Genomic DNA, 22,357 nt, shown 5'->3' with positions numbered 1-22,357 from the left:
CCGTTCACCTGCAGACCGCAGTCTCTTAAGCACACGGTCCTAGCGTCTCGGTGTGCCCTGAAAGTCCCGAAGGGCATCCCTGATCACCGATCGAACGGATACACAGTGAAGATCACCCGTTTCTCGAGCATCGCCGCCCTCGGCGCGGTCGCCGCTCTGTCGCTCGCCGGCTGCGCCGCGAACGAGCCGAACAACGCCGGCGGCGGCAGCACCCCCAGCGAGTCGTCGCTCAGCGGCACCATCGAGGCCACCGGCGCGTCGTCGCAGGAGGCCGCTCAGCAGGCCTGGGTCGCCGGCTTCCAGGGCATCAACCCGGACGCCACCGTCAACTACACCTCGACCGGTTCGGGCACGGGCCGCGAGAACTTCCAGGCCGGTTCGTCGAACTTCATCGGCTCCGACCGCGCGTTCAACGCCGAGGAGATCGCCGCCGGCGGCTTCGGCTCGTGCGCCACGGACTCGATCGTCGAGATCCCCGTCTACATCTCCCCCGTCGCCGTCGCGTTCAACCTCGAGGGCATCGACACGCTGAACCTCGACGCCGCGACGATCGCGGGCATCTTCGCCGGCCAGATCACCAACTGGAACGACCCGGCCATCGCCGAGCAGAACCCCGACGCCGAGCTGCCCGACCTGGCCATCGTGCCGGTGCACCGTGCCGACGCCTCGGGCACGCAGGAGACCTTCACCACGTACCTCGAGTCGACCGCTCCCGACGTGTGGACGTGGGAGGCCAGCGACGAGTGGCCGAGCGACCTCGGTGGCGAGGCCGCCGACGGCACCTCGGGCGTCGTCTCCGCGATCACCGAGGGCAACGGCTACATCGGCTTCGCCGACGCCTCGCAGGCCGGCGAGCTGGGCCAGGTCGCCGTCGAGGTCGAGGGCGAGTACGTCGCGTACTCCGCCGAGGCCGCGTCGGCCCTGGTCGAGGCCTCGCCGCTCGAGGAGGGCCGCGAGGCCCAGGACCTCGCCTTCGCCGTCGACCCGGCCTCGGCTCCGGCCGAGTCCTACCCGATCGCGCTGGTGAGCTACCTCATCGGCTGCGTCGAGTACGAGGACCCCGAGGTCGCTACGCTCGTCAAGGCGTACTTCGAGTACGTCGCCTCGGCGGAGGGCCAGGAGGCCTCGGCCGAGGTCGCCGGCAACGCGCCGATCTCGGAGGGCCTGCGCGAGCAGGTCATGACCGCGATCGACGCCATCGTCACCGAGTGATCCGACCGATCGCTTGACCGCAACGGTGCCCTCGCGCTCCTTCCCGTGGGATCCTTCCCTTCGGGAAGGACGCGGGGGCACCGCCGCGCGTCACCCCTCATCTCCCGCCCGACCCAGAGCACTCGAGGAGCCGCTCCGATGACCACCACCACGACGGGGCCCGCTGAGGCCCCCTCGTCCGCTCCGCCGAAGCCCGTGATGCGGCCCGGCGACAGGATCTTCTCGGGCACGGCGCTGGCGGCGGGCATCATCATCCTCGTCACCCTCGCGCTCGTCGCGCTGTTCCTCATCATCCAGGCGATCCCGGCCTTCCGACCGGACACCTCGGGCAACCACATCCTCGAGGGCCAGCCGTTCCTGTCGTGGGTGTGGCCCTTCGTCTTCGGCACGCTGTGGTCGAGCATCATCGCGCTCGTCATCGCGGCGCCCCTCGCCATCGGCATCGCGCTGTTCATCTCGCACTACGCGCCGCGCCGCCTGGCCGGCGTGCTGGGCTACATCATCGACCTGCTGGCCGCGGTCCCCTCGGTCGTGTTCGGCCTGTGGGGCGCGCTCACCTTCGCGCCGATGCTCGTGCCGTTCTACCGGTGGCTGAACGAGTATCTCGGCTGGATCCCCATCTTCTCGGGCACGCCGTCGGGCACCGGCAAGACGATCTTCACCGCCTCGCTCGTGCTCGCCGTGATGATCCTGCCGATCATGACCGCCATCTGCCGCGAGGTCTTCCTGCAGACGCCCAAGCTGCACGAGGAGGCCGCCCTCGCCCTCGGCGCCACGCGCTGGGAGATGGTGCGCATGGCCGTGCTGCCGTTCGCCCGCAGCGGCATGGTCTCGGGCGCGATGCTCGGCCTCGGCCGCGCGCTCGGCGAGACGATGGCCGTCACGCTCGTGCTGTCGCCGCTCGGCATCGTCACCTTCAACCTGCTGAACCCCGAGAACCCCACCACGATCCCCGCGATCATCGCGCTCCTGTTCCCCGAGGCGCACGACGAGGGCGTGAACACGCTGATCGCGGCGGGCCTCGTCCTGTTCATCGTGACCTTCGCGGTCAACTTCGTGGCCCGCTGGGTCGTCTCGCGCCGCGCCGAGTTCTCGGGAGCCAACTGACATGACCACCACCGCCACGCCCCCGGCCGCCGCCGTGGCCGCGCCGCAGAGCCTCACCGCCGGTCATCTCCCGAAGTGGGCGCCCTGGGCGCTGCTCGCCGGATCGTTCGTCGTCTCCGCGGGTGTCTTCGCGCTGCTGAACATGGGCGGAGACCCCGCCGACTTCAACATCGCCATGACGCTCGTCGTCGGCATGCTGCTCTACATGGCGCTGATCTTCGTGATCTCGTCGGTCGCCGAGAGCCGCCGCCACGCGACGGATCGCCTCATGACGGCCCTCGTGTCGACGGCCTTCGTGATCGCGCTGCTGCCGCTCGTCTCGCTGCTGTTCACCGTCGTCGTCAACGGCCTCGCCCGCTTCGACGGCGAGTTCTTCAGCTTCTCGATGCGCAACATCGTCGGCGAGGGCGGCGGCGCCGTCCACGCCATCTACGGCACGCTCCTGATCACCCTGGGCGCCACGATCATCTCGGTGCCGATCGGCCTCATGACCTCGATCTACCTCGTCGAGTACGGCCAGGGCAAGAAGCTCGCGCGCGGCATCACGTTCCTCGTCGACGTGATGACGGGCATCCCCTCGATCGTCGCCGGTCTGTTCATCTACTCGGTGTTCGCGCTCATCGTGGGCCCCGGCACGCGCATGGGCATCATGGGATCGCTCGCCCTGTCGGTGCTCATGATCCCGGTCGTCGTGCGCGGCTCGGAGGAGCTGCTGCGGATCGTGCCGAACGAGCTGCGCGAGGCGGCGTACGCGCTCGGCGTGCCCAAGTGGCTCACGATCGTCAAGGTCGTCCTCCCCACCGCCATCGCCGGCATCACGACGTCGATCATGCTGGCCGTCGCCCGCGTGATCGGCGAGACCGCGCCGCTGCTGCTGACGGTCGGCATGGTGCAGAGCATGAATCTGAACATGTTCAGCGGCCAGATGGCGACGCTGCCGGTGTTCTCCTACATGCAGGCGAAGTACCCCGGACTGCCCGCGGACGCGTTCATCGAGCGCGCCTGGGCGTCGGCCCTCACGCTCATCCTCATCGTGATGGTGCTCAACCTCGCCGCCCGCCTGATCGCGAAGACCTTCGCCCCCAAGATGACCGGCCGCTGAGCCGCCGCCCGAGCTTCCCGCTGAGAGAGAGAACCCCCAGATGTCCAAGAGCATCGAAGTCAACGACCTGAATGTCTACTACGGCGACTTCCTGGCCGTCGAGGGCGTGTCGATCGACATCCAGCCCCGCACCGTGACGGCCTTCATCGGCCCGTCCGGCTGCGGCAAGTCGACCTTCCTGCGCACCCTGAACCGCATGCACGAGGTCATCCCCGGCGCGCGCGTCGAGGGCGAGGTGCTGATGGACGGCAAGAACCTGTACGGCCCCGGGGTCGACCCCGTGCTCGTGCGCCGCCAGGTGGGCATGGTGTTCCAGCGCCCCAACCCGTTCCCCACGATGTCGATCCGCGAGAACGTGCTGGCGGGCGTGCTGCTGAACAACAGCCGCATGTCGAAGAGCGACCAGGACGACCTCGTCGAGAAGTCGCTGCAGGGCGCGAACCTGTGGAACGAGGTCAAGGACCGCCTCGACAAGCCCGGCTCGGGCCTCTCGGGCGGTCAGCAGCAGCGCCTGTGCATCGCCCGCGCGATCGCGGTGTCGCCCGACGTGATCCTCATGGACGAGCCGTGCTCGGCACTCGACCCGATCTCGACGTTCGCGATCGAGGAGCTGATCGCCGAGCTCAAGAACGACTTCACGGTCGTGATCGTGACGCACAACATGCAGCAGGCCTCGCGCGTGAGCGACAAGACCGCGTTCTTCAACATCGCGGGCACGGGCAAGCCCGGCAAGCTCATCGAGTACGACGAGACGACGAAGATCTTCACCACGCCGTCGGTGCAGGCGACCGAGGACTACGTCTCCGGCCGCTTCGGGTGATCCCCCGCTCCTCGGCGGCGCTCAGTCGCGCGGGCTGAGGAGGTAGGCGTTCAGGGCGGCCGTGAGGTCCCGATCCACCGGGAGCTCACGGCCGTCGACGTGTGTGAGGGGCGCGGCCAGGCGCGTGCTCGAGACGAGCCACGCGGCGTCGGCGTCGCGCAGCGCGGCCACGGGCACGTGCTCGTATCCGGTGGGGTGCCCGTTCTCCTCGAGCCAGTCGAATGCGCTCAGCTGCGTCGTGCCCTGCAGGATGCCGCCGGTCGGCTCGGGGGTGAGGAAGGTGTCGCCGCGGCGCAGGATCACGGTGGCCGTGGGCGCCTCGAGCACGTAGCCGTCGCTCGTGACGAAGACCGCGTCATCCGCCCCGCGCCGCCGGGCCTCGCGCAGCGCCGCCATGTTCACGGCGTACGACAGCGTCTTGGCCCCGAGCAGCAGCCACGGCGCGCGGGCCGCGGCGCCGCTGTCGTAGCCGCGGTCGAGCGTGACCACGCGGATGCCGTTCTCCCTCGCCGCGGTGCTGTCGGGCGCCTGCGCGGCGGTGAGCCACGCGGTGGGGCCGTGGATGCCCTGACCGGGACCGCCGTGCTGCACGCCGCGGCTCATGAGCAGCCGGATCGTGCACTCCCCCGGCGGGCACTGCGCCGCGGCCTCCTCGACCACCGCCCGCAGCTGCGCGAGATTCGGCGCCGGCAGGTCGCTCAGCCGCGCCGAGTGCGCGAGACGCTCCAGGTGCGGGCGGGTCTCCTGCGGGTGGCGGTCGACGACCGCGATCGACTCGAAGATGCCGTCGCCGCGGTTGGAACTCAGGTCGCTCACGCTCAGCGCCGGCGCGTCGGGATCGATCGGCGCGAAGGTGCCGGAGAAGTCCGTGCGCGGATCGTCGGCCGGCACGGTGTCGATGAGGTACGCGAGGCGGAACGTCATGGTCAGAGCCTACGGCGCGCGCCTCGCGCGGAGACGATGAACCGGGCCGCAGAAACGCCTCTCGGCGCGTGGTCCGCTCGAAGCGGCAGATGTTGGAGCCCGGGGTTTGCTGCGGCCCGGCCACTCCAGTCTAACGGCGGATGCCGCGGGGGTATTCCGGGCTTCGGAGCAGTCGCCGCATATCCGCAAGTCTGTGCTAAATCCGGGCGTGCAAACGGCCGGACTTAGCACAGACTTGTGGACTCGTCAGCAACAGGTCGGGGGCCAGCATGCCCGTCGGCGTCAGGCGAAGTGGGCGGCGGCGGCGCGGGCCGTGTAGGCCGCGTCGTCGAGCTCGCCGACGGCGTTGACGTGGCCCACCTTGCGGCCGGGGCGCGGATCCTTGCCGTAGGTGTGGATCTTCGCGCCGGGGTGATCCGTCACCGCCGCGGCGATCCGATCCGTCATCTCCGCGCCCTGCGGTCCGCCCAGGATGTTCACCATGACGGCCGCCTCCGCCACGGGCGACGGGTCGCCCAGCGGCAGGTCGAGCACGGCCCGCAGGTGCTGCTCGAACTGGCTCGTCACGGCGCCGTCCTGCGTCCAGTGCCCGCTGTTGTGCGGGCGCATCGCGAGCTCGTTGACGAGGATCCGCTCGTCGTCCGTCTCGAACAGCTCCACCGCGAGCATGCCGGTCACGCCCAGGCCGTCCGCGATCTGCTTCGACAGCCGCGCCGCGACCTCGACGAGGCGCTCCGACGCTCGCGGCGCGGGGGCGAAGACCTCGCTGCACACGCCGTCGCGCTGCACGGTCTCGACCACGGGGTACGCCACCATCTCGCCCGAGGGGCGCCTGGCCACCTGCTGCGCGAGCTCGCGCGCGAACGACACGAGCTCCTCGACGAGGATCGGCTCGCCCGCGAAGTCCGCGAGCCAGTCGGCCGCCTCGTCCGCGCGCGACACGACGCGCACGCCCTTGCCGTCGTAGCCCCCGCGCGGCGTCTTCACGACCGCGCGCCCGCCGTGGTCGTCCAGGAACGCCTGCAGCTCGCCGGCATCGCGCACCGCCGCCCAGTCGGGCTGCGGGGCGCCGAGCTCGGCCAGGCGCGCGCGCATCTCGAGCTTGTCCTGCGCGAAGCGCAGCGCGTCGGGCCCGGGGTGCACCGGCACGCCGGCGTCGACGAGCGCGCGCAGCACCGGCTGAGGCACGTGCTCGTGGTCGAAGGTGATCACGTCGACGTCGCGCGCGAAGGCCAGCACGGCGGCCTCGTCGCGGTAATCGCCCACCGCGGTGGCGGCCAGGCGGGCGGACATGCCCTCGGCCTCCGCGAGCACCCGCAGATCGATCCCCATCTCGACCGCCGGGGCGATCATCATCCGGGCCAGCTGGCCCCCGCCGATCACGCCGACACGCAGCGACATGCTTCCTCCGATCGTCGGCTCCCATCCTCTCATCGAGGGCGGGGCCGCGCCGTCACACCGTGGGACCGGAGCCGGTCTGCACCGCGTCGCGGTGCGCGAGGATCTGGTTCACCTCGATCTGATCGGTCAGCACCTCGGCCACCAGCCGCGGGCTCGGGATGTCGGCGAGCACGATCCGCCCCTCCATGCCGTCCGCGAGCGTGAGCGTGCCGGTGCCCCACAGCCGCTGCAGCGGGCCGCGGCGCGTGTTGATGCCATAGCCCCTGGCGTGCGTGAGCTCGGCGCGCGAGCGCGAGAACAGGCCGCGGGCGGCGATGACCCGCCGCGTCGTGATGGTGTAGCGGTGCGACAGCCACGCGATCCACGGCAGGATCGCGCCGAGCAGCACGAGGGCCGCGGCCGCGGCGGCCAGCATCCAGTCCTCGAACGGCTCGGGCAGGTTGCCCCACAGGTAGCCGGTCGCGCCCGCGACGACGACGACGAGCAGCGCCGACCAGAACAGCCTCCGGCCCGAACGGCGGAAGCGGGCCACCACGAGCTCCTCGGGCGCGGGCACGCCGGGCGGCGGGGTGTCGACGCGTCCGGCGATGGTCATGGGTCCAGTCTGCCGCCTGCCGGCGACACCCGCCGCCGCGAATCACCCAGATGGCGCGGATCGGCGCCGCCTCCTCCCGCGTACGCTGGCGGCATGGCGTGGGAGAGGACGACGGCGACCGGTGCGCGGATCGCCGAGGTGGCGCACACCGGATCGACGAATGCGGATCTCGTCGGCGCGGCCGGGCGCGGCGAGGCCGCCCATCTGAGCGTGCTCGTCACGCGCGACCAGCGCTCGGGCCGCGGCCGGCTCGATCGCGTGTGGCAGGCACCCGCGGGCGCATCGCTCGCGGTGTCGGTCGCGCTGCGGATCGAGCGGATCCCGCTGCCGGCGCGGGGGTGGATCCCCCTGCTCGCGGGCGCGGCGATGGCGGCGGCCGTGCGCGCGCAGCTGCCCACCCACGCGGTGGGGGCGAAGTGGCCGAACGACGTGCTCGTCGACGGGCGCAAGATCTGCGGGATCCTGGCCGAGGGCACCGCCGATCCGTCCCTCGTGGTCGTCGGGTCGGGCATCAATACGGCGATGGCGCCCGAACAGCTGCCCGTGCCCACCGCCACGTCGTTCGCGGCACTCGGCGCCTCGTGCGACGAGGATCGCCTGCTCGCCGACTACCTGCGCGCCCTCGACGAGGGCCTTGCGCGCCTGGCCGACGCGAACGGCGACGCGCTCGCCTCCGGCGCCCACGCCGCCGTCTCGGGCGCGTGCGTCACCCTGGGCCAGGAGGTGTCGGTGTCGCTGCCGGACGGGTCCGCGCTGCGCGGCCGGGCCGAGGCGATCGACGGGGCGGGGCGGCTCGTCGTGCGGGCCGCGGACGGGCCCCGCGCGGTCTCGGCGGGCGACGTCGTGCACGTGCGGCCCGCCTGACCCGCGGCCCTGTTCGCCGCGGACACAGGATCCCGGCAGGCGTTGTGTGTGGCCTCCAAGGGTGCGGCGGGGGCCGTCGTTAGGGTGGAACACGTGACCGAACCCGATCTCTCGACGACCGCCGGCAAGATCGCCGACCTTCGCGCACGCTACGCGGAGGCCGTGACCCAGTCGGAGGAGAAGGCCCGCGAGAAGCAGCACGCCAAGGGCAAGATGACCGCGCGCGAGCGCATCGAGCTGCTCGTCGACCCCGGCAGCTTCGTGGAGTTCGACGAGTACGTGCGCCACCGCACGACCGCCTTCGGCATGGACAGGTCGCGACCCTACGGCGACTCCGTCGTGACGGGCACGGGCACGATCCACGGACGCAACGTTGCCGTGTACGCCCAGGACTTCTCCACCTTCGGCGGGTCGCTCGGCGAGGTCGCCGGCGAGAAGATCGTCAAGATCATGGAGTTCGCCCTCCGCGGCGGCATGCCGATCATCGGGATCCTCGACTCGGGCGGGGCGCGCATCCAGGAGGGCGTCGTCGCGCTCGGCAAGTACGGCGAGATCTTCCGGCTCAACACGGCCGCCTCCGGCGTGATCCCCCAGATCTCGATCGTCATGGGCCCGGCCGCGGGCGGCGCGGTGTACTCCCCCGCACTCACCGACTTCGTCATCATGGTCGACAAGACGAGCCAGATGTTCGTCACGGGCCCCGACGTCATCAAGACCGTCACGGGCGAGGACGTCGGCATGGAGGAACTCGGCGGCGCCTACACGCACAACACCCGCTCGGGCGTGGCGCACTACCTCGCCGACGACGAGGACGACGCGCTCGACTACGCGCGCACCCTCATCGGATACCTGCCCGACAACAACATGTCGGACGCGCCGGTCTACGAGGCGGGCTTCGAGTTCGAGACCACCGACTCCGACCGGGCGCTCAACCGCGTCGTGCCCGACTCCCCCAACCAGCCGTACGACATCCACGAGGTCATCTCGCGCGTGGTCGACGGCGGCGAGTTCCTCGAGGTGCAGCCGCTGTTCGCCCCCAACATCGTCGTGGGCTTCGGGCGCGTCGAGGGGCGCACCGTCGGCGTGATCGCCAATCAGCCCTCGCAGATGGCCGGCACCCTCAACATCGAGGCGGGCGAGAAGGCCGCCCGGTTCATGCGCTTCTGCGACGCGTTCTCCATCCCGATCGTCACCCTCGTCGACGTGCCCGGCTACCTGCCGGGCACCGACCAGGAATGGACGGGCGTGATCCGCCGCGGCGCCAAGCTGCTGTACGCGTACGCCGAGGCGACCGTGCCGCTCGTGACGGTCATCCTGCGCAAGGCCTACGGCGGCGCGTACATCGTGATGGGCTCCAAGCAGCTGGGCGCCGACATCAACCTCGCGTGGCCCACCGCGGAGATCGCCGTGATGGGCGGCCAGGGCGCCGTCAACATCCTCTACCGCGGCGAGCTGAAGCGCGCCGAGGAGGCGGGCGAGGACGTGGCGGCCGTGCGCACGCGCCTGGCGAACGAGTACACCTACAACGTGGCCTCGCCGTTCCTCGCCGCCGAGCGCGGCGAGCTCGACGGCATCATCGAGCCGGCGCAGACGCGCGTGGCGGTCGCGAAGGCACTGCGCTCCCTGCGCAGCAAGCGCGCGGAGCGGCCGCCGAAGAAGCACGGGAACATCCCGCTGTGAGCGATCCGCTCGAGAACGACGCCCGCGCGCTGCCGCGCGTCGAGATCGTCCGCGGCCGGCCCGCCGAGGACGACGTCGCGGCACTGGCGGCGGTGATCCCGGCGGCGTATCGTCAGGAGGCGGACGCGGCCACGGCCGATGAGCCGGCCGGCGAGGCCTGGACGCGCTCGCGGCGGCTCCGGCGCCGACCGCCCGCCGGCGCCCGCTGGGGCCGCTTCGCCGGCTGATCCCGGCACCACCCGGGCAGATAGTGGGTACCTGATGGGCATTGGATGGGCAGTTCTCCCCGTGTAATTACGCGGGTGTCCCCCAAACTTCCTACAGACGTCGCCGCTCGCGCCCGGAGATACTTCTTATGGAAACGCAAGAAGCGTTGGCCGGTGCGAAGCCCCAGGGTAGGCGACGCAGACCGGCTTCCGCGGACGGTTTTCGGGTAACCGGTCCGCAACTGGCCCGGGGCGGCATCGCCGCCCCGGGCCCTTCTCATTCCGCTTCCGGGTGACGCGGGATCTCCCGCCACAGCTCGACGGCGTCCTCCTCCGACAGGCCGGAGCCGGCCGCGCGCCTCCCCACCACCGTCACGGCCACCCGCGGGTCCGCTGAGGTGCGCACGATGATGCGCGCGGCGCTCGTGCCGCGCAGGGTCGCCGCCAGCTCCGACCGCACCCGGCGTATCGCCGCCTCGTCGAGGTCGTCGAGCTGGTTCTCGTCGAGGATCGTCACGGCGGCGCCGCGCTCGCGCGCCCCGCGGATCGCCAGCCGCACCTCGTCGTCGAGCAGCCGCGGCGCGCGCATCTCGTCGCGCAGCGTGCCCTCGGCCAGGCGCGCCCGCAGCCGCTCGGTCTCGTCCAGCGCGCCGCCGGTCTCGATGACGCGCGTGAGCACCGGCCCCGCCACGAGCAGCGCGAACTGCACGCGCTGGCGCCGCTCGAACCGCCGCGCCTCCTGAGCCGCCTGCCAGGCGGACGACGCCTGCTGCAGCCGCGCGAGCCGCGCCGTGTCGCGGTACGCGCGATCCGTGAACCACATCAGCAGCTGCGCCAGCCCGACCCACAGCATCGAGCCGAGCAGGCCGCGCTGCAGCACGAGGGCCACGTCCATGGCCGTCACGGCCTCCGCCGCCAGCACCCCGATCCCCATCCAGGCCAGCAGCGGGCGCCGGCGCACGCACACGATCGTGAGGACCATGCCCACGGCGCCGAAGACTCCCGCCGCGGCGAGGTTCTCGATCCTGTCGCCGCTCGCGCGGAACGACAGCGGCGCGACGGCCGCGCACGCCGCGAGCACCGCGAACGCGACCCACAGCGGCAGGGGCCGCGGGTAGGCGAGATCCTCGCCGCCCGAGCGCGCCGGCGACGGCGGCGACAGCAGCGCGACGAGAGCCGCGACGAGCCACAGCAGCACCGCGGCGGCCTGCAGGACGGGAAGGGGCGACTGCGGGATCCAGATGAGGCCGCGCACGAGGAAGTACGCCGTGAAGGCGAACACGAGGCCGTACATGACGCGGCGGACGGTCACGACGGCTCCTCCTGCGCGCGCCACGACACCGTCACGGTCGTGCCGTGCGAGCCGGTGCGGATGTCGGCGCTGCCGCCCACGGCCGGCATGCGGGCGATGATCGATCCGCGGATGCCGAGCCGGTCGGCCTCGATCGCGTCGAAGTCCACGCCGGGGCCCTCGTCCTCGACCCACACCGCCACGCCGCTGTCGTCGGCGCGGATGCCGACCGCCAGCCCCGCGGCGTCGGCGTGCTGCACGGCGTTCGCGAGCGCCTGCGTGGCCGCGAGCGCGACCGCCCGGGCCGGCCGCCCCGGGATCGCGCCCGCGTCCGGGGCGATCGCCCTGGCCACCCGCAGCTCGATGCCGAACTCGGCCGCCCGCCGCTCGAGCTCCGCGGCGATCCACTCCGCCGAGACCTCCTCGTCGCTGCCCTCCGGATCGTCGCTCTCGGCGTTCGCGAGGCGGCCGAGGGCCTCCCTGGCCATCGCGACGGCGAGCTCCCGCGCCCGGGGCGTGTCGGCACGCTCGGCGGCCAGCAGCGCCGCGAGCACGCTGTCGTGCATGAGGGCCGCGATCTCGACGCGCTCGCTCTCGGCCGCCTCCGCCACGCTCGCGGCGGTGAACGTCTCGACCACCTCCGCGCGCGCCTCGTCCACGCCGCCGGCGATCCCCCGGTACATCCACGCGAGCACGACGACGAGGATGCCGAGCAGCAGCGCGATGGAGACGTCGTAGACCGTCGACTCCCAGGCCTCCAGAGACCATCCGCCCCTGATGAGGCGGATGTTCGCCCAGAGCCAGTGGATGCCGGCGACGAGCACGATCTGCCAGTGCGGCGGGAAGGCGACCACCCCCGCGGCGGAGGCCACCGTGAGCAGGTAGAACGGGGCCGGCTGCAGCGGGGGCTCGGACGGGCCGGGGTCGGTGACGGCCCACGCGACCATCAGCACGGGGAACAGCGCCGCGAAGGCGCCGGCCGCGATGCGGGCGCCGAAGCCGGACAGGCACGCCACGATCATGAGGGCGAGCGGCAGGTACACGGCCGCGAGCAGCAGCGGATCGCTCGGGTCGTCGTCCGTCAGCGAGACGATGAGCGCCTGGGTGCCCTGCACGGCGCCGCCCACGCCCGTGAGCACCTGCAGGATGCGCTCGAAGCGTGCGCGGGTGAAGCGGCCGGGCGTCTCGCGAGGGGAGGACACCTGGGGGATGTGCCGCCAGGCCTCCTCGACGATCCTCTGGCTATCGGGCACCGGGTTCCCCGGCCGGCTCGACCAACCCGTCCTCCATCGCGCGCTTGAGCAGATCGACCTTGGTGGGCGCCGGGCGGCCCACCTCCGTGTACTTCACCCGCACGCGGGTGATGTTCTCCTTGGCGGTGGAGTAGGCCACCCCGAGCCGGTCCGCCACGACCTTGAGCGGCAGCCCGGCGGCGTACAGCCGCAGCACCTCGCGCTCGCGGCTCGACAGCTGCGCGTCGGCGAAGGCGCGATCGCCCTCCACCGCGCTGGCCCACTCGACGTTGTTGAGGGGCTCACCGCGGGCGGCGGCCCGGATCGCGTCGATGACCTCGTCGATCGGCGACGACTTGCTCACGACCCCCACGGCCCCGGCGGCGAGCGCCTCGCGGACCGCGGCGGGGCGGTCGGCGACGGAGTGGATGATCACGGCCGAGTCGGCGGCCAGCCGCACGACGTTCTCCGTGACGGTGGTGCCGTCGCCCAGCGTGAGGTCGAGCAGCACGACATCGGGCGAGGGCCAGCCTTCGGACGCCCGGCTCGCGAGGTACTCCGACACCGTCGCGCCGCTGAAGACGACCTCCTGCTCGGCACGACGGATCGACGCCTCCAGTCCGAGACGAACGGATTCGTGATCGTCCACGAGGGCCACGCGGATCATGATCGAAGCCTAGGGCATGCGGGCGCGGCGACCAGCCCGGCCGGGTCGCGGGCGCTGTCGCTCAGCGCGCGAGGACGGCGACGGCCTCGATGTGGTGCGAGTGCGGGAACAGGTCGAACGCATCCAGCGACGCCAGCTCGTATCCGAGCTCTCGGAACCAGCCGACGTCGCGGGCCAGGGCCACCGGATCGCACGCGACATACGCGATGCGCGAGGGGCCGAGGTCCGCGAGGCGTGCCACCACGTCGCGCCCCGCCCCCGAGCGCGGCGGATCGAGCAGCGCCACGCCGCGCGTGAGCATCTCGCGATCGAGCAGGCTCGCCTGGGCGTCGAGGCGCGACAGGAACCGGTCCACGCGCATGTTCACCGCCTCCACGCCGAGGTCGGCGAGGTTGTCCCCGGCGTGCGCGGATGCGCGCTCGTCCGCCTCGACCGTCGTGAGGCGCGCGGGCGCGGCCAGCTCGCCGAGCGCGGCGGCGAACAGCCCGACCCCGCCGTAGAGGTCGAGGTGCCAGGCGTCGCTCGACAGCTCCCCCAGCGCGTCGCGCACCGCGCGATCGAGCGTCGCGGCCGCGGCGCGGTGCACCTGCCAGAAGCCACCCGCATCGACGTGGAACTCGCGCTCGCCGACGAACTCCGCGACCACCTCGGGCTCGGGGCGGGGCGCGCGGCGATCCTTGCGGTCGGGCCGGCGGATCGTGCGCACGACGCCGTCCGCCGGCAGCACGAGATCCAGGCGGCCGGGAGGCGCCTTCCGCACGGCGAGGGCGACCTCGGCGACGCGCGGCGCCGCGAGCGGGTGCTCCCCCACCTCGATGACGCGGTGCGAGCGGGCGGCGTAGGGGCCGATCCGACCCTCGTCGTCGACGTGCAGGCTCAGGCGGGTGCGGTAGCCCGTGCCGTCGAGCGTCGCCGCCGCCTCCGGGTGATCGGCGCCCAGCACCCCCTCGGGGCCCCGCACGGGCACGTCGACCTCGAGACCGGCGAAGCGCTCGAACGCCTCGCGCAGCACCCGCGCCTTCAGCGCGCGCTGGGCCGGCAGGGCGAGATGACCGAGGTCCGCACCGCCGGGCCGATCCTCCGGCGCGACCGCGACGTCGGCCTGCGGCCACACGTGCGGCACGCGATCGGGCGATGCCTCGAGCACATCGACCGTCACCGCGCGCGCGAAGGTCTTCTTCACCTCGGTGATCTGCGCGCGCACGCGCTCGCCGGGCGCCGTGTCCGAGACGAACACCACGCGGCCCGGCGCATCGCCGTCGGCCCCGTGGCGCGCCACGAAGACGCCGCCGTGGGCCACGCCCGTGATGTCCAGCTCGACCAGCTCTCCCGCATCCATGGCTCCATCGTCCCATCCGCGCATCACCGGCGCCTGAGCGACCGTTACGGCACCGTGACGGCCTGCTCACGTGCCGGCCACCTCGAGCGCCTATCCTCGACCCCATGCGCCCCGAGGCTCACCCGATCCGCACGGTGCTCGTCCTGCTCGCCGCGCTCGCCGCCGTCGTGCTGGTGGCGACGCTCATCGTGACGCGCCCGCGCACGCCCGCGAGCGAGGCGAAGCCGCTCGCCGCCGAAGCGGTCGTCGTCGACGGCGCCCACGAGGGGGCTCCTCGCGTGCTCGTGATCGGCGACTCGTGGACGTACGGCGCCGCGGCCACCCGCCCCGAGCTCGGCTACGCGCATCGCCTGGCGGCCGTCGGCGGCTGGGAGATGGTGGTCGACGGCGAACCGGGCAGCGGCTACCTCAAGACGGGCTGGTACGGCACGACCTTCGGGCAGCGCATCGCCGCGCTCGACCCGTCGCTCGCCCCCGACGTCGTCCTCGTGCAGGGATCGATCAACGACCGGCGCCTGCCGGAGACGGGGTACCGCGACGCCGTGGCCGCGGCGTGGGACGCCCTGTCGGCCACCTACCCCGACACGACGATCGTCGTGCTCGGCCCCGCGCCCCAGGTGCTGCCGGTGGAGCCCGCGACCGCCCGCATCGACCGCGACCTCGCCGATCTCGCCGCCCAGCGCGACTGGCCCTACGTCTCGCCGATCGCGGAGAGCTGGATCACGGACGCGAACTACCTCGAGGTGATCGACACCTCCAAGAAGGGCGCGAACCACCCCTCGGACGCCGGCCACGCCTACCTCGCCGAGAAGGTCGCGGCGGCCCTGCGGCCCTACGCCCCGCCCGTCACGGTCGAGGCGGTCGAGGAGTGATTCTCTTTTGAATCTGCGCCGCAACCTCTCGCGGAGGAGTGACACCGCGGGGGCCAACTGATGGTCTCGCACAACGTCGAAGGGACCGCCGCATTCGCGACGGTCCCTTCGAGGTTGGCGCCCCCACGCCTCCACGGGCCTCTCCAGACGTCGCATCCGCGACGCCTGGAGCCTCGGGCCGTGGGGACCCGCTGATGGTCTCGCACAACCTCGAAGGGACCGCCGCATTCGCGACGGTCCCTTCGAGGTTGGCGCCCCCAACAGGATTCGAACCTGCGACCTTTGGTACCGGAAACCAACGCTCTATCCCCTGAGCTATGGAGGCTCAACGAGGATACCAGCCGGGGAGGGTGCCGCCGTGCCGATACCCTGACCGGGTGAGCCAGCACGCCGTCGCCACCCGCCCCGAGGGCGTGCTCCACGCGGGCTGGCGGATGATCGCCGACGCCGGGCGGCTCATCGGGCGGCACTGGCCGGCGCTGCTGCTGCTCGCGCTGGCGGCCGTCGTCTCGCGCCACTACCTGCTGCTGTGGGCCGTGGACGCATCGCTCGTGTCCGGCGTGCTCGGCCGGCTCGTGATGTCACTCGTCGTCTTCGTGCAGCTCGTCACGATCGTCGCCTCGCTGCTGGTCATGCGCGCTCGCGCGTCGAGCGGGCGGCCGTTCACCGATCTCCTCATCGCGAGCGCCGCCGTGATCCTGCCGTTCCTCGTCATCTACGAGCACTACGGCTTCCTCTACGAGGACACCCTGACGATGGGCCTCGGCGTGGCGTACAGCGTGATCGACGGCGAGGGCGACGTGGCCTCGCGCCTCGCGGGCAGCACGACGGCCGATGTGCTGGCCACCGCCGCCGTCGCGTTCGCGTCCGCACGCGGGCTCACCATGATCGTGCGGCGCCTTCCTGGCGACCGCGAGCGCCTGCGCGCCGTGCTGCGCCTGCTCGTGGGCTACGCCGAGGTGGTGTGGATCTTCCTGAGCGCCACGGTCCTGCGCGAGGGCACGCTCGGCTTCGGCGACTGGTGGCATTCCCGCCGCATCGGCGCGGCGCTGGATCGCTGGTGGCTGGGCGTCGAGCTGCACGTGCCCTCGCTCGCCGACTCGCTCGAGTGGCTGTGGTCGGCGGTGCTCGCGGTCGCGGCCGCCGCGATCATCGGCTTCGTCGTGCCGCTGGCGTGGCTCGCGCTGGGCACGCTCGTCTACGGCGCACAGGCCCGCCCGCTCCTCACCGCGGCGGGAATCAAGACGCGGGTCTCGCGCGTCATCCGCCGCGTGCGCGAGGACTGGATCGAACGGGCTCTCGACCTGGCGACCGACCCGGAGCGTCGCTTCGGCGGCGCGGTGGGCGCCGTGATCCTCGTGGTGCGCGCCGGGTGGGCGCCCGTGCTCGTGTTCTGCTCGTGCTGTGGATCTTCGGATCGAGCATCTCGGATGCCGTCAACGGCGCGCTCGGCACGGGCATCCAGCTCGACGCGACGACGGCGGCGTTCGTCGGCATCGCCGTCATGCTCGTCACGCGCGTGCTCACGTGGAAGGACATGGCCCGCAACGGGTCGGCATGGAACACGTTCATCTTCTTCGCCGTGCTCGTGGGCATGGCCGAGCACCTGAACCGCCTCGGCGTCATCCAGTGGATCGGCGACTTCGTCAGCGGCCTCGTCGGCGGCATGCCCTGGGTGTTCGCCTTCGCGATCCTCACGCTCGTGTACTTCTACGCGCACTACCTGTTCGCCTCGAACACCGCGCAGATCGTCGCGATGTACGGCGTCTTCCTCGGCGCGGCCGTGGCCGCCGGCGCCCCGCCGATGTTCGCCGCGCTCGTGTTCGGCTTCATCGGCAACCTCTTCGGCGCTCTGTCGCACTACGCCTCCGGCCCGTCGGGCGTGATCTACGGATCGGGCTACGTGAAGGTCGGAGAGTGGTTCCGCACCGCGTTCGTCATGTCGGTCGTCGTCATCCTCATCTGGACGATCGCCGGCGGTGCGTGGATGGCCGTGCTCGGGCTCTGGGAGGGCGCCGCTCCGCCGCTCGGCTGATGGGTCCTGGCTGATGCAGCCCTGGGCGGCGGCTGGGCAGCCTCGCGCGGCGCCGTTGCTACCGTGAGAGGCGGGATCCGGCACCGGATCCGCGGACGAGGGAGCTGTACCCGCACACGACAAGACGGCCACGGAAGGGGTGTCGCACGCCATGGCGTGGCTCGTCTTGATCCTCTCCGGCATGCTCGAGGCCGTGTGGGCCTCGGCGCTGTCGGCCTCGAAGGGCTTCCGCAGGTGGAAGCCGACCGTCCTGTTCGCCGTCTCGCTGCTGGGCAGCATGGCCGGGCTCGCGTGGGCGATGACCTCGCTGCCCACCGGCACGGCCTACGCCGTGTGGGTGGGCGTGGGAGCGACCCTCACGGTCGCGTGGGCGATCGTCACGAAGCGCGAGCGGGCGAGCGTGGCGCGCGTGCTGCTGCTCGTGCTGCTCATGACGTCGATCGTCGGCCTGAAGGCGGTGAGCTGAGTGGCGTGGCTCGTGCTGCTGCTCAGCGCGGTCGCCGAGGCCGTGTGGGCCACGGCGCTCGGCCTCTCGGACGGGCTGACGCGCCCCGCGCCGACCGCGGTGTTCCTCGTCGCGCTGACGGCGAGCATGCTGGGGCTCGGATATGCCGCGACGCGGATCCCGATCGGCACGGCCTACCCGGTGTGGGTGGGGGTGGGCGCGGCCCTCACGGTCGCCTACGCGATGGCGACGGGCGCCGAGAGCGTCTCGCCGTGGAAGATCGTCTTCCTGCTCGGGATCGTCGGCTCCGTCGTCGGCCTGAAGCTGCTGCCACCGCAGAAGCCGCGCGCGGCGGCCGACGAGTCGCGCTAACCGTCAGACCGCGGCGGCGAACGACAGCGGGCTCCACGCGCCGGGCCGCGCGAGCTCGGCGTAGCGCACGTCCGCCGCGCCCGGCGCCACCGACGCGACGCACGCGAGCAGCGACAGCGTCGGGTAGCCGTGCGGGCGGTTGTCGCGGATGATGGCCCGGTCGTCCCGCGGATCGAGCGCCGCGGACTCGGCCAGCACGCCGATCCAGCCCTCCCACCACCGCTCCCCCTCCGTCGACGCGGCCGCGAAGGCGCCGCGCCACGCCGCGATGCGGGCGGTGGCGGGATCGTCGGGCTCGTCGTGCGCGATCATGTGCGTGCCCGGCCCGAGATCTCGGCGCCGCAGCGCGGCGCCGTCCCACGTGGTCACGGTCGCCGACGCGCCGTCGATCCCGACGAGGTGGAAGCCCCGCGTGCGCGGCCGCTCCACGGCCCGGCCCGCGACGGCGTCGAGCGCGAGCGCCCCGCGCGATTCGATCCGCTCCGGCGGCAGCGCCGGATCCCCCGCCCGGTTCACGATGACGGCCACGCGCCCGTCCGCCGGTCGCGCGGCGAGCCACGCGCCGCCGGCGAGCCGGTCGCGCACGCCGAGGGTGCCGGGCCGGTCCGGCCACCACGCCCCCAGCGGATCCCACGCGCGGGCGGGATCCTCGTCGCGCACGGCCAGCATCCGCACGGGGTCTGCGGCGCTCTCGGGGACGCGGATCACGACGGTGCACACGTGCCCAGCCTAGGCACGCCGCCGATCCGCGGGCCGCGATGCGCGGCGGCTGCGGATGCGAGAAGGTGGAGTCATGCGGATCGTCGTGGGCGTGACGGGCGGCATCGCCGCGTACAAGACCGTGCAGCTGGTGCGGCTGCTCGTGACCGACGGGCACGAGGTGCACGTGATCCCGACCGAGAACGCGCTGCGCTTCGTGGGCGCGCCGACGTGGGAGGCCATCAGCCGCCACCCGGTCACGATCTCCGTGCACGACGACGTGCCGCGCGTGCGGCACGTGGCCCTCGGCCAGGCGGCCGAGCTCGTCGTGATCGCGCCGGCGACCGCGCACACGCTCGCGAAGATGGCGGCGGGCCTGGCCGACGACCTGCTCGGCACGACCCTGCTCGCCACGACCGCGCCCGTCGTGGTGGCGCCCGCCATGCACACCGAGATGTGGCGCCACCCCGCCACGCAGGCGAACGTCGAGACGCTGCGGTCGCGGGGCGTGCGCTTCATCGGCCCCGACAGCGGGCGACTCACGGGCGACGACACCGGCCCCGGCCGGATGGCGGAGCCGGAGCGCATCCACGCCGAGCTCGGTGCGCTGCTGCGCGCGGCGGGCGGGCCGGCGGGCGGCGGCGCACCGGGCGCAGTGGTCGGCGGCGCAGCGGAGGAGAACGGCGCTATCGGAGCAGCCGACGCCGGATCCGCTCCTCCGCACGGCGCGGAGTCCTCCGGAGGGCGGGACCTGGCCGGGCTGCGGATCGTCGTGTCGGCGGGCGGCACGCGCGAGCCGATCGATCCGGTCCGGTTCATCGGCAACCGCTCGAGCGGGCGGCAGGGCGCCGCCCTCGCCCTGGCGGCGGCCGAGCGCGGCGCCGACGTGACGCTCGTCGCGGCGCACGTCGAGGAGGCCGTGCTCGCCGACGTGCAGGCGCGGCCGGGGATCACGGTGCGCACGGCGGGGACCGCCGCCGAGCTCGGCGAGGCGATGCGCTCGGCCGCCGACGGCGCCGACGTGGTCGTGATGGCGGCGGCCGTGGCCGACTACCGCGTCGCCGAGGTGGCCGAGACGAAGCTCACGAAGGAGTCCGCCCCCGGCGGGCTCGAGCTGCGCCTCGTCGAGAACGAGGACATCCTCGCGGGCCTCGCACGGGATCGCGCCGCCGGCCAGACCGTCGTCGGCTTCGCGGCCGAGACGGTGTCCGACGACGAGGAGCTCGTGGAGCGCGCCCGCCGCAAGCGCGAGCGCAAGGGCGCCGACCTGCTCGCGGCGAACGCCGTGGGCTGGACCGCCGGCTTCGAGGCGCGCGACAACGCGGTGATCGTCGTCGACGCGGGTGGCGAGGTCGTCGCACGCGCGGGCGGCTCGAAGCGGGAGGTCGCCGACGCGATCCTCGACGCGATCCTCGCGGCGCGCGCCGCGTCCTGACCCCGGCGGTCAGGCGTCGGGCTGCCGCAGGTGGTCGTCGAGCGCCTCGACGAGCCGCTGCGATCCCTCCGCGGTCTCAGCGCCGTGACCGCCCGTGTGGATGAGGGTGACGCGGCTGCCGGCGTCGTCGGGCTCGACGGTCCACGTCAGGATCCCCTGATCATCCCGGCCGCCGTCCCACGTCGCGACGAAGGTGTGCGAGAACGAGCGCGGCGGCTCGTACGAGAGCACCTCGCCCGCGAGCTGCACGTCGCCGTCCTCGTCCACGTACTCGATGGGCTCGCCCACCTGCCACGTCGTGCGCGGCCACGTGCCGTAGTACCAGGACCGCACCCGCACGGGGTCGGTGAGGGCCGCCCACGTGCGCTCGGGGGTCGCGCCGGTCTGGATCCGATACATCCGCTCGCCGTCCATGCCCCCATGGTGCCGGGGCGCGGCGGCGACCGCGAGGGGGTTGCGGGATCAGCCCTGCCTGCGCACGATCTCGGTGATCCAGATCGGGGCGTAGGGCGAGGTGCAGTTCGGCGGCGTCGGGTAGTCCTTCAGCACCTCGAGCCGCTCGCCGATGTCGAGCGCGCGGGCGCGCTGATCCGGGTGCGCGATGCCGATGTACGCGAGCGTGGAGTTCATCTCCCACTGCAGCGGTGCGGGGGCGTCGCGCATCTCGGCCTCGATGGTGTCGAGCAGCGCGGGCAGGTCGAGGCCGTCCGGGTCCTTCTGCGCGCGGAACCCCGTGAGCGCCCATCCGGCCGCGGCGACGTGCGGATCGGCGTCGTCGAGCCAGCGCAGGCGAAGCTGCTCGAGGTGCGGGCTCTTCTTGGCGATGTAGTTGGCGAGCCAGTCGCGCACCTTGGGCGCGCGGGCCTCGCGCAGCATGGCGTCGACCTCGTCGGCCGAGTACTGCTTCGGGCGCGAGACGAGCAGGGCCAGCAGTCGCGCGGGCGTGCGGCCGGTGGCCCACAGCTCGCGCGCGAGCTCGGGATCGGTCTTCACCCGCTTCGCGACGGCGCGCAGCTTCGACAGGTTGACGCCGTGGTCATCGCCGTGGCGCTCGTTGATCTCGCGCATGCGCGCGTCCTCGAGGCCCTCCAGCTCGGCCAGCAGCGCGCCCACCGTCTCGCTCATGCGAGCAAGCGTACGCGCGGTTGCGGAGTGCGACCCCGTCGGTTGCTGAACGAAGTGAGCGCCAGCGAACGAAGATGAAGCGACCACAGCAAGCACAGAACGGCTGCGGTGGTCGCTTCATCTCCGCGCCTTCGGCGCTCCGTTCAGCAACCGGTCCGGTGCAACCGATCAGCAACCCTAAGACCTAATCATCCTTGCCGCGGAGCACCTGGCGGAGCTTCTCGCGGTTGACGCCCGCGATGGCGGTGATGGGGATGCCGGCGGGGCACACGTCCACGCACTCGCCGTAGAGCGAGCACGGGCCGAACTCCTCCTCGGCCGTGCGCACCATCTCGCGCGCGCGGGTGGAGCGCTCGGCCTTCGTCGACGGCATCGTCGCCAGGTGCAGCAGCTTGGCGCCGACGTAGAGGTTGGCCGATCCGTTCGGGCACGCCGCCACGCACGCGCCGCACGCGATGCACGCTGCCATGTCGAGCGCGTACTCCGCCTTCTCGTGCGTCAGTTGGTGGGCGTCCGCGTCCGGCGCGGTGCCGGCGTCGATCGAGGCGTAGCCGCCCGCCTCGATCACCCGGCCGAGCCCGCCGCGGTCCACCGCGAGGTCCTTGAGCACCGGGTAGGCGGCGCTGCGGAAGGGCTCGAGGCGCACCGTGGATCCGTCGGGGAAGGATCGCAGGTGCTGGCGGCACGACGGGGTCTTCTCGACGGGCCCGTGCGGCCGCCCGTCGACCGTGATGCCGCACGATCCGCAGATCCCCTCGCGGCAGTCGCTGTCGAAGGCGACGGGCTCGCGCCCCTCGGCGACGAGCTGGTCGTTGAGCTTGTCGAGCGCCTCGAGCAGCGTGAACTCGGGCCCCGCGCCCTCGAGCACGTAGTCCTCGTAGCGCCCGTCGTCCGCCGGGGAGTCCTGGCGCCAGATCTGCAGTGTCAGCCTCAT

Annotated in this window: 23 protein-coding genes, 1 tRNA gene and 1 riboswitch; of the genes, 12 read left to right on the top strand and 12 right to left on the bottom strand. The window is 72.6% G+C overall.

What is annotated here, in order from left to right:
- Positions 1-105 precede the first annotated feature (105 nt).
- The 4 genes from ACYVJ0_RS05060 (at position 106) to pstB (ending at position 4,241) form a co-directional block, all read left to right on the top strand.
- On the top strand, positions 106-1,212 hold the full coding sequence (locus ACYVJ0_RS05060; protein WP_449855175.1) for a phosphate ABC transporter substrate-binding protein PstS: 1,107 nt from the start codon (positions 106-108) through the stop codon (positions 1,210-1,212).
- A 138-nt stretch (positions 1,213-1,350) separates the two neighbouring features.
- Positions 1,351-2,319, top strand: coding sequence for a phosphate ABC transporter permease subunit PstC (gene pstC / locus ACYVJ0_RS05055; RefSeq protein ID WP_460816413.1), 969 nt, complete (start codon positions 1,351-1,353; stop codon positions 2,317-2,319).
- 1 nt (position 2,320) lies between these two features.
- Positions 2,321-3,421 carry a phosphate ABC transporter permease PstA gene (pstA, locus tag ACYVJ0_RS05050; RefSeq protein ID WP_460816411.1) on the top strand — a complete coding sequence of 367 codons (1,101 nt, stop codon included), beginning with the start codon at positions 2,321-2,323 and terminating at the stop codon, positions 3,419-3,421.
- Positions 3,422-3,461: 40 nt separating this feature from the next.
- On the top strand, positions 3,462-4,241 hold the full coding sequence (pstB, locus tag ACYVJ0_RS05045) for a phosphate ABC transporter ATP-binding protein PstB (protein WP_449855172.1): 780 nt from the start codon (positions 3,462-3,464) through the stop codon (positions 4,239-4,241).
- Positions 4,242-4,262: 21 nt separating this feature from the next.
- Here pstB and ACYVJ0_RS05040 read toward each other — a convergent pair whose 3' ends face one another.
- The 3 genes from ACYVJ0_RS05040 to ACYVJ0_RS05030 form a co-directional block, all read right to left on the bottom strand.
- Positions 4,263-5,165, bottom strand: a complete 903-nt coding sequence (locus tag ACYVJ0_RS05040) for an aminodeoxychorismate lyase (RefSeq protein ID WP_449855171.1) — start codon at positions 5,163-5,165, stop codon at positions 4,263-4,265.
- 282 nt (positions 5,166-5,447) lie between these two features.
- Positions 5,448-6,566: a 5-(carboxyamino)imidazole ribonucleotide synthase gene (locus ACYVJ0_RS05035; protein ID WP_460816410.1), complete on the bottom strand. Its 1,119-nt coding sequence runs from the start codon at positions 6,564-6,566 to the stop codon at positions 5,448-5,450.
- Between the two features lie 52 nt (positions 6,567-6,618).
- A complete protein-coding gene (locus tag ACYVJ0_RS05030) occupies positions 6,619-7,161 on the bottom strand; it encodes a PH domain-containing protein (protein WP_460816408.1) in 543 nt (180 codons plus the stop codon).
- 93 nt (positions 7,162-7,254) lie between these two features.
- Here ACYVJ0_RS05030 and ACYVJ0_RS05025 point away from each other — a divergent pair, with 93 nt between their 5' ends.
- The 3 genes from ACYVJ0_RS05025 (at position 7,255) to ACYVJ0_RS05015 (ending at position 9,932) form a co-directional block, all read left to right on the top strand.
- Positions 7,255-8,025, top strand: a complete 771-nt coding sequence (locus ACYVJ0_RS05025) for a biotin--[acetyl-CoA-carboxylase] ligase (RefSeq protein WP_460816407.1) — start codon at positions 7,255-7,257, stop codon at positions 8,023-8,025.
- An 84-nt stretch (positions 8,026-8,109) separates the two neighbouring features.
- Positions 8,110-9,705: an acyl-CoA carboxylase subunit beta gene (locus ACYVJ0_RS05020; protein ID WP_460816405.1), complete on the top strand. Its 1,596-nt coding sequence runs from the start codon at positions 8,110-8,112 to the stop codon at positions 9,703-9,705.
- A complete protein-coding gene (locus ACYVJ0_RS05015; RefSeq protein ID WP_460816404.1) occupies positions 9,702-9,932 on the top strand; it encodes an acyl-CoA carboxylase epsilon subunit in 231 nt (76 codons plus the stop codon). Before ACYVJ0_RS05020 ends, ACYVJ0_RS05015 begins: the two co-directional genes overlap by 4 nt.
- A gap of 256 nt (positions 9,933-10,188) precedes the next feature.
- Here ACYVJ0_RS05015 and ACYVJ0_RS05010 read toward each other — a convergent pair whose 3' ends face one another.
- From ACYVJ0_RS05010 to ACYVJ0_RS04995, 4 genes are all read right to left on the bottom strand, one after another.
- The gene (locus ACYVJ0_RS05010; RefSeq protein ID WP_460816402.1) at positions 10,189-11,223 is read right to left on the bottom strand and encodes a hypothetical protein; all 1,035 of its coding nucleotides are present in this window, start codon (positions 11,221-11,223) and stop codon (positions 10,189-10,191) included.
- Positions 11,220-12,455, bottom strand: coding sequence for a sensor histidine kinase (locus ACYVJ0_RS05005; protein ID WP_460816400.1), 1,236 nt, complete (start codon positions 12,453-12,455; stop codon positions 11,220-11,222). Before ACYVJ0_RS05005 ends, ACYVJ0_RS05010 begins: the two co-directional genes overlap by 4 nt.
- Positions 12,445-13,101, bottom strand: a complete 657-nt coding sequence (locus ACYVJ0_RS05000; protein ID WP_449855164.1) for a response regulator transcription factor — start codon at positions 13,099-13,101, stop codon at positions 12,445-12,447. Before ACYVJ0_RS05000 ends, ACYVJ0_RS05005 begins: the two co-directional genes overlap by 11 nt.
- A gap of 61 nt (positions 13,102-13,162) precedes the next feature.
- Entirely contained in the window at positions 13,163-14,440 is a 1,278-nt protein-coding gene (locus ACYVJ0_RS04995) for a class I SAM-dependent RNA methyltransferase (protein ID WP_460816398.1), read from the bottom strand.
- A 104-nt stretch (positions 14,441-14,544) separates the two neighbouring features.
- On the opposite strand from ACYVJ0_RS04995, the gene ACYVJ0_RS04990 reads away from it, so the two are divergent.
- Positions 14,545-15,312, top strand: a complete 768-nt coding sequence (locus ACYVJ0_RS04990; protein WP_460816396.1) for an SGNH/GDSL hydrolase family protein — start codon at positions 14,545-14,547, stop codon at positions 15,310-15,312.
- 249 nt (positions 15,313-15,561) lie between these two features.
- Here ACYVJ0_RS04990 and ACYVJ0_RS04985 read toward each other — a convergent pair.
- Positions 15,562-15,637: transfer RNA gene (locus tag ACYVJ0_RS04985), tRNA-Arg, on the bottom strand.
- Positions 15,638-15,841: 204 nt separating this feature from the next.
- On the opposite strand from ACYVJ0_RS04985, the gene ACYVJ0_RS04980 reads away from it, so the two are divergent.
- The 3 genes from ACYVJ0_RS04980 to ACYVJ0_RS04970 all read left to right on the top strand — a co-directional run bounded on the left by ACYVJ0_RS04980 (position 15,842) and on the right by ACYVJ0_RS04970 (position 18,164).
- A complete protein-coding gene (locus ACYVJ0_RS04980) occupies positions 15,842-17,347 on the top strand; it encodes an SLC13 family permease (RefSeq protein ID WP_460816486.1) in 1,506 nt (501 codons plus the stop codon).
- A 70-nt stretch (positions 17,348-17,417) separates the two neighbouring features.
- Positions 17,418-17,482, top strand: a riboswitch (guanidine-III (ykkC-III) riboswitch).
- Positions 17,483-17,498: 16 nt separating this feature from the next.
- The gene (locus ACYVJ0_RS04975) at positions 17,499-17,813 is read left to right on the top strand and encodes a DMT family transporter (protein ID WP_460816394.1); all 315 of its coding nucleotides are present in this window, start codon (positions 17,499-17,501) and stop codon (positions 17,811-17,813) included.
- A complete protein-coding gene (locus tag ACYVJ0_RS04970; RefSeq protein ID WP_460816392.1) occupies positions 17,814-18,164 on the top strand; it encodes a DMT family transporter in 351 nt (116 codons plus the stop codon). It begins immediately after the preceding gene.
- 3 nt (positions 18,165-18,167) lie between these two features.
- Here ACYVJ0_RS04970 and ACYVJ0_RS04965 read toward each other — a convergent pair whose 3' ends face one another.
- Complete coding sequence (locus ACYVJ0_RS04965) at positions 18,168-18,884, bottom strand: NRDE family protein (RefSeq protein ID WP_460816390.1); 717 nt, start codon at positions 18,882-18,884, stop codon at positions 18,168-18,170.
- Positions 18,885-18,957: 73 nt separating this feature from the next.
- Here ACYVJ0_RS04965 and ACYVJ0_RS04960 point away from each other — a divergent pair, with 73 nt between their 5' ends.
- Positions 18,958-20,298, top strand: coding sequence for a bifunctional phosphopantothenoylcysteine decarboxylase/phosphopantothenate synthase (locus ACYVJ0_RS04960; protein ID WP_460816388.1), 1,341 nt, complete (start codon positions 18,958-18,960; stop codon positions 20,296-20,298).
- Between the two features lie 9 nt (positions 20,299-20,307).
- Here ACYVJ0_RS04960 and ACYVJ0_RS04955 read toward each other — a convergent pair whose 3' ends face one another.
- From ACYVJ0_RS04955 to ACYVJ0_RS04945, 3 genes are all read right to left on the bottom strand, one after another.
- Complete coding sequence (locus ACYVJ0_RS04955) at positions 20,308-20,712, bottom strand: SRPBCC domain-containing protein (protein ID WP_449855265.1); 405 nt, start codon at positions 20,710-20,712, stop codon at positions 20,308-20,310.
- 48 nt (positions 20,713-20,760) lie between these two features.
- Complete coding sequence (locus ACYVJ0_RS04950; RefSeq protein WP_460816386.1) at positions 20,761-21,423, bottom strand: DNA alkylation repair protein; 663 nt, start codon at positions 21,421-21,423, stop codon at positions 20,761-20,763.
- A 184-nt stretch (positions 21,424-21,607) separates the two neighbouring features.
- Positions 21,608-22,357, bottom strand: a complete 750-nt coding sequence (locus tag ACYVJ0_RS04945) for a succinate dehydrogenase/fumarate reductase iron-sulfur subunit (protein WP_460816384.1) — start codon at positions 22,355-22,357, stop codon at positions 21,608-21,610.

The sequence above is a fragment of the Microbacterium petrolearium genome, from assembly GCF_054782875.1.
The sequence above is the reverse complement of the archived record's forward strand: the minus strand, read 5'-3'. Positions and strand labels throughout refer to the sequence as shown.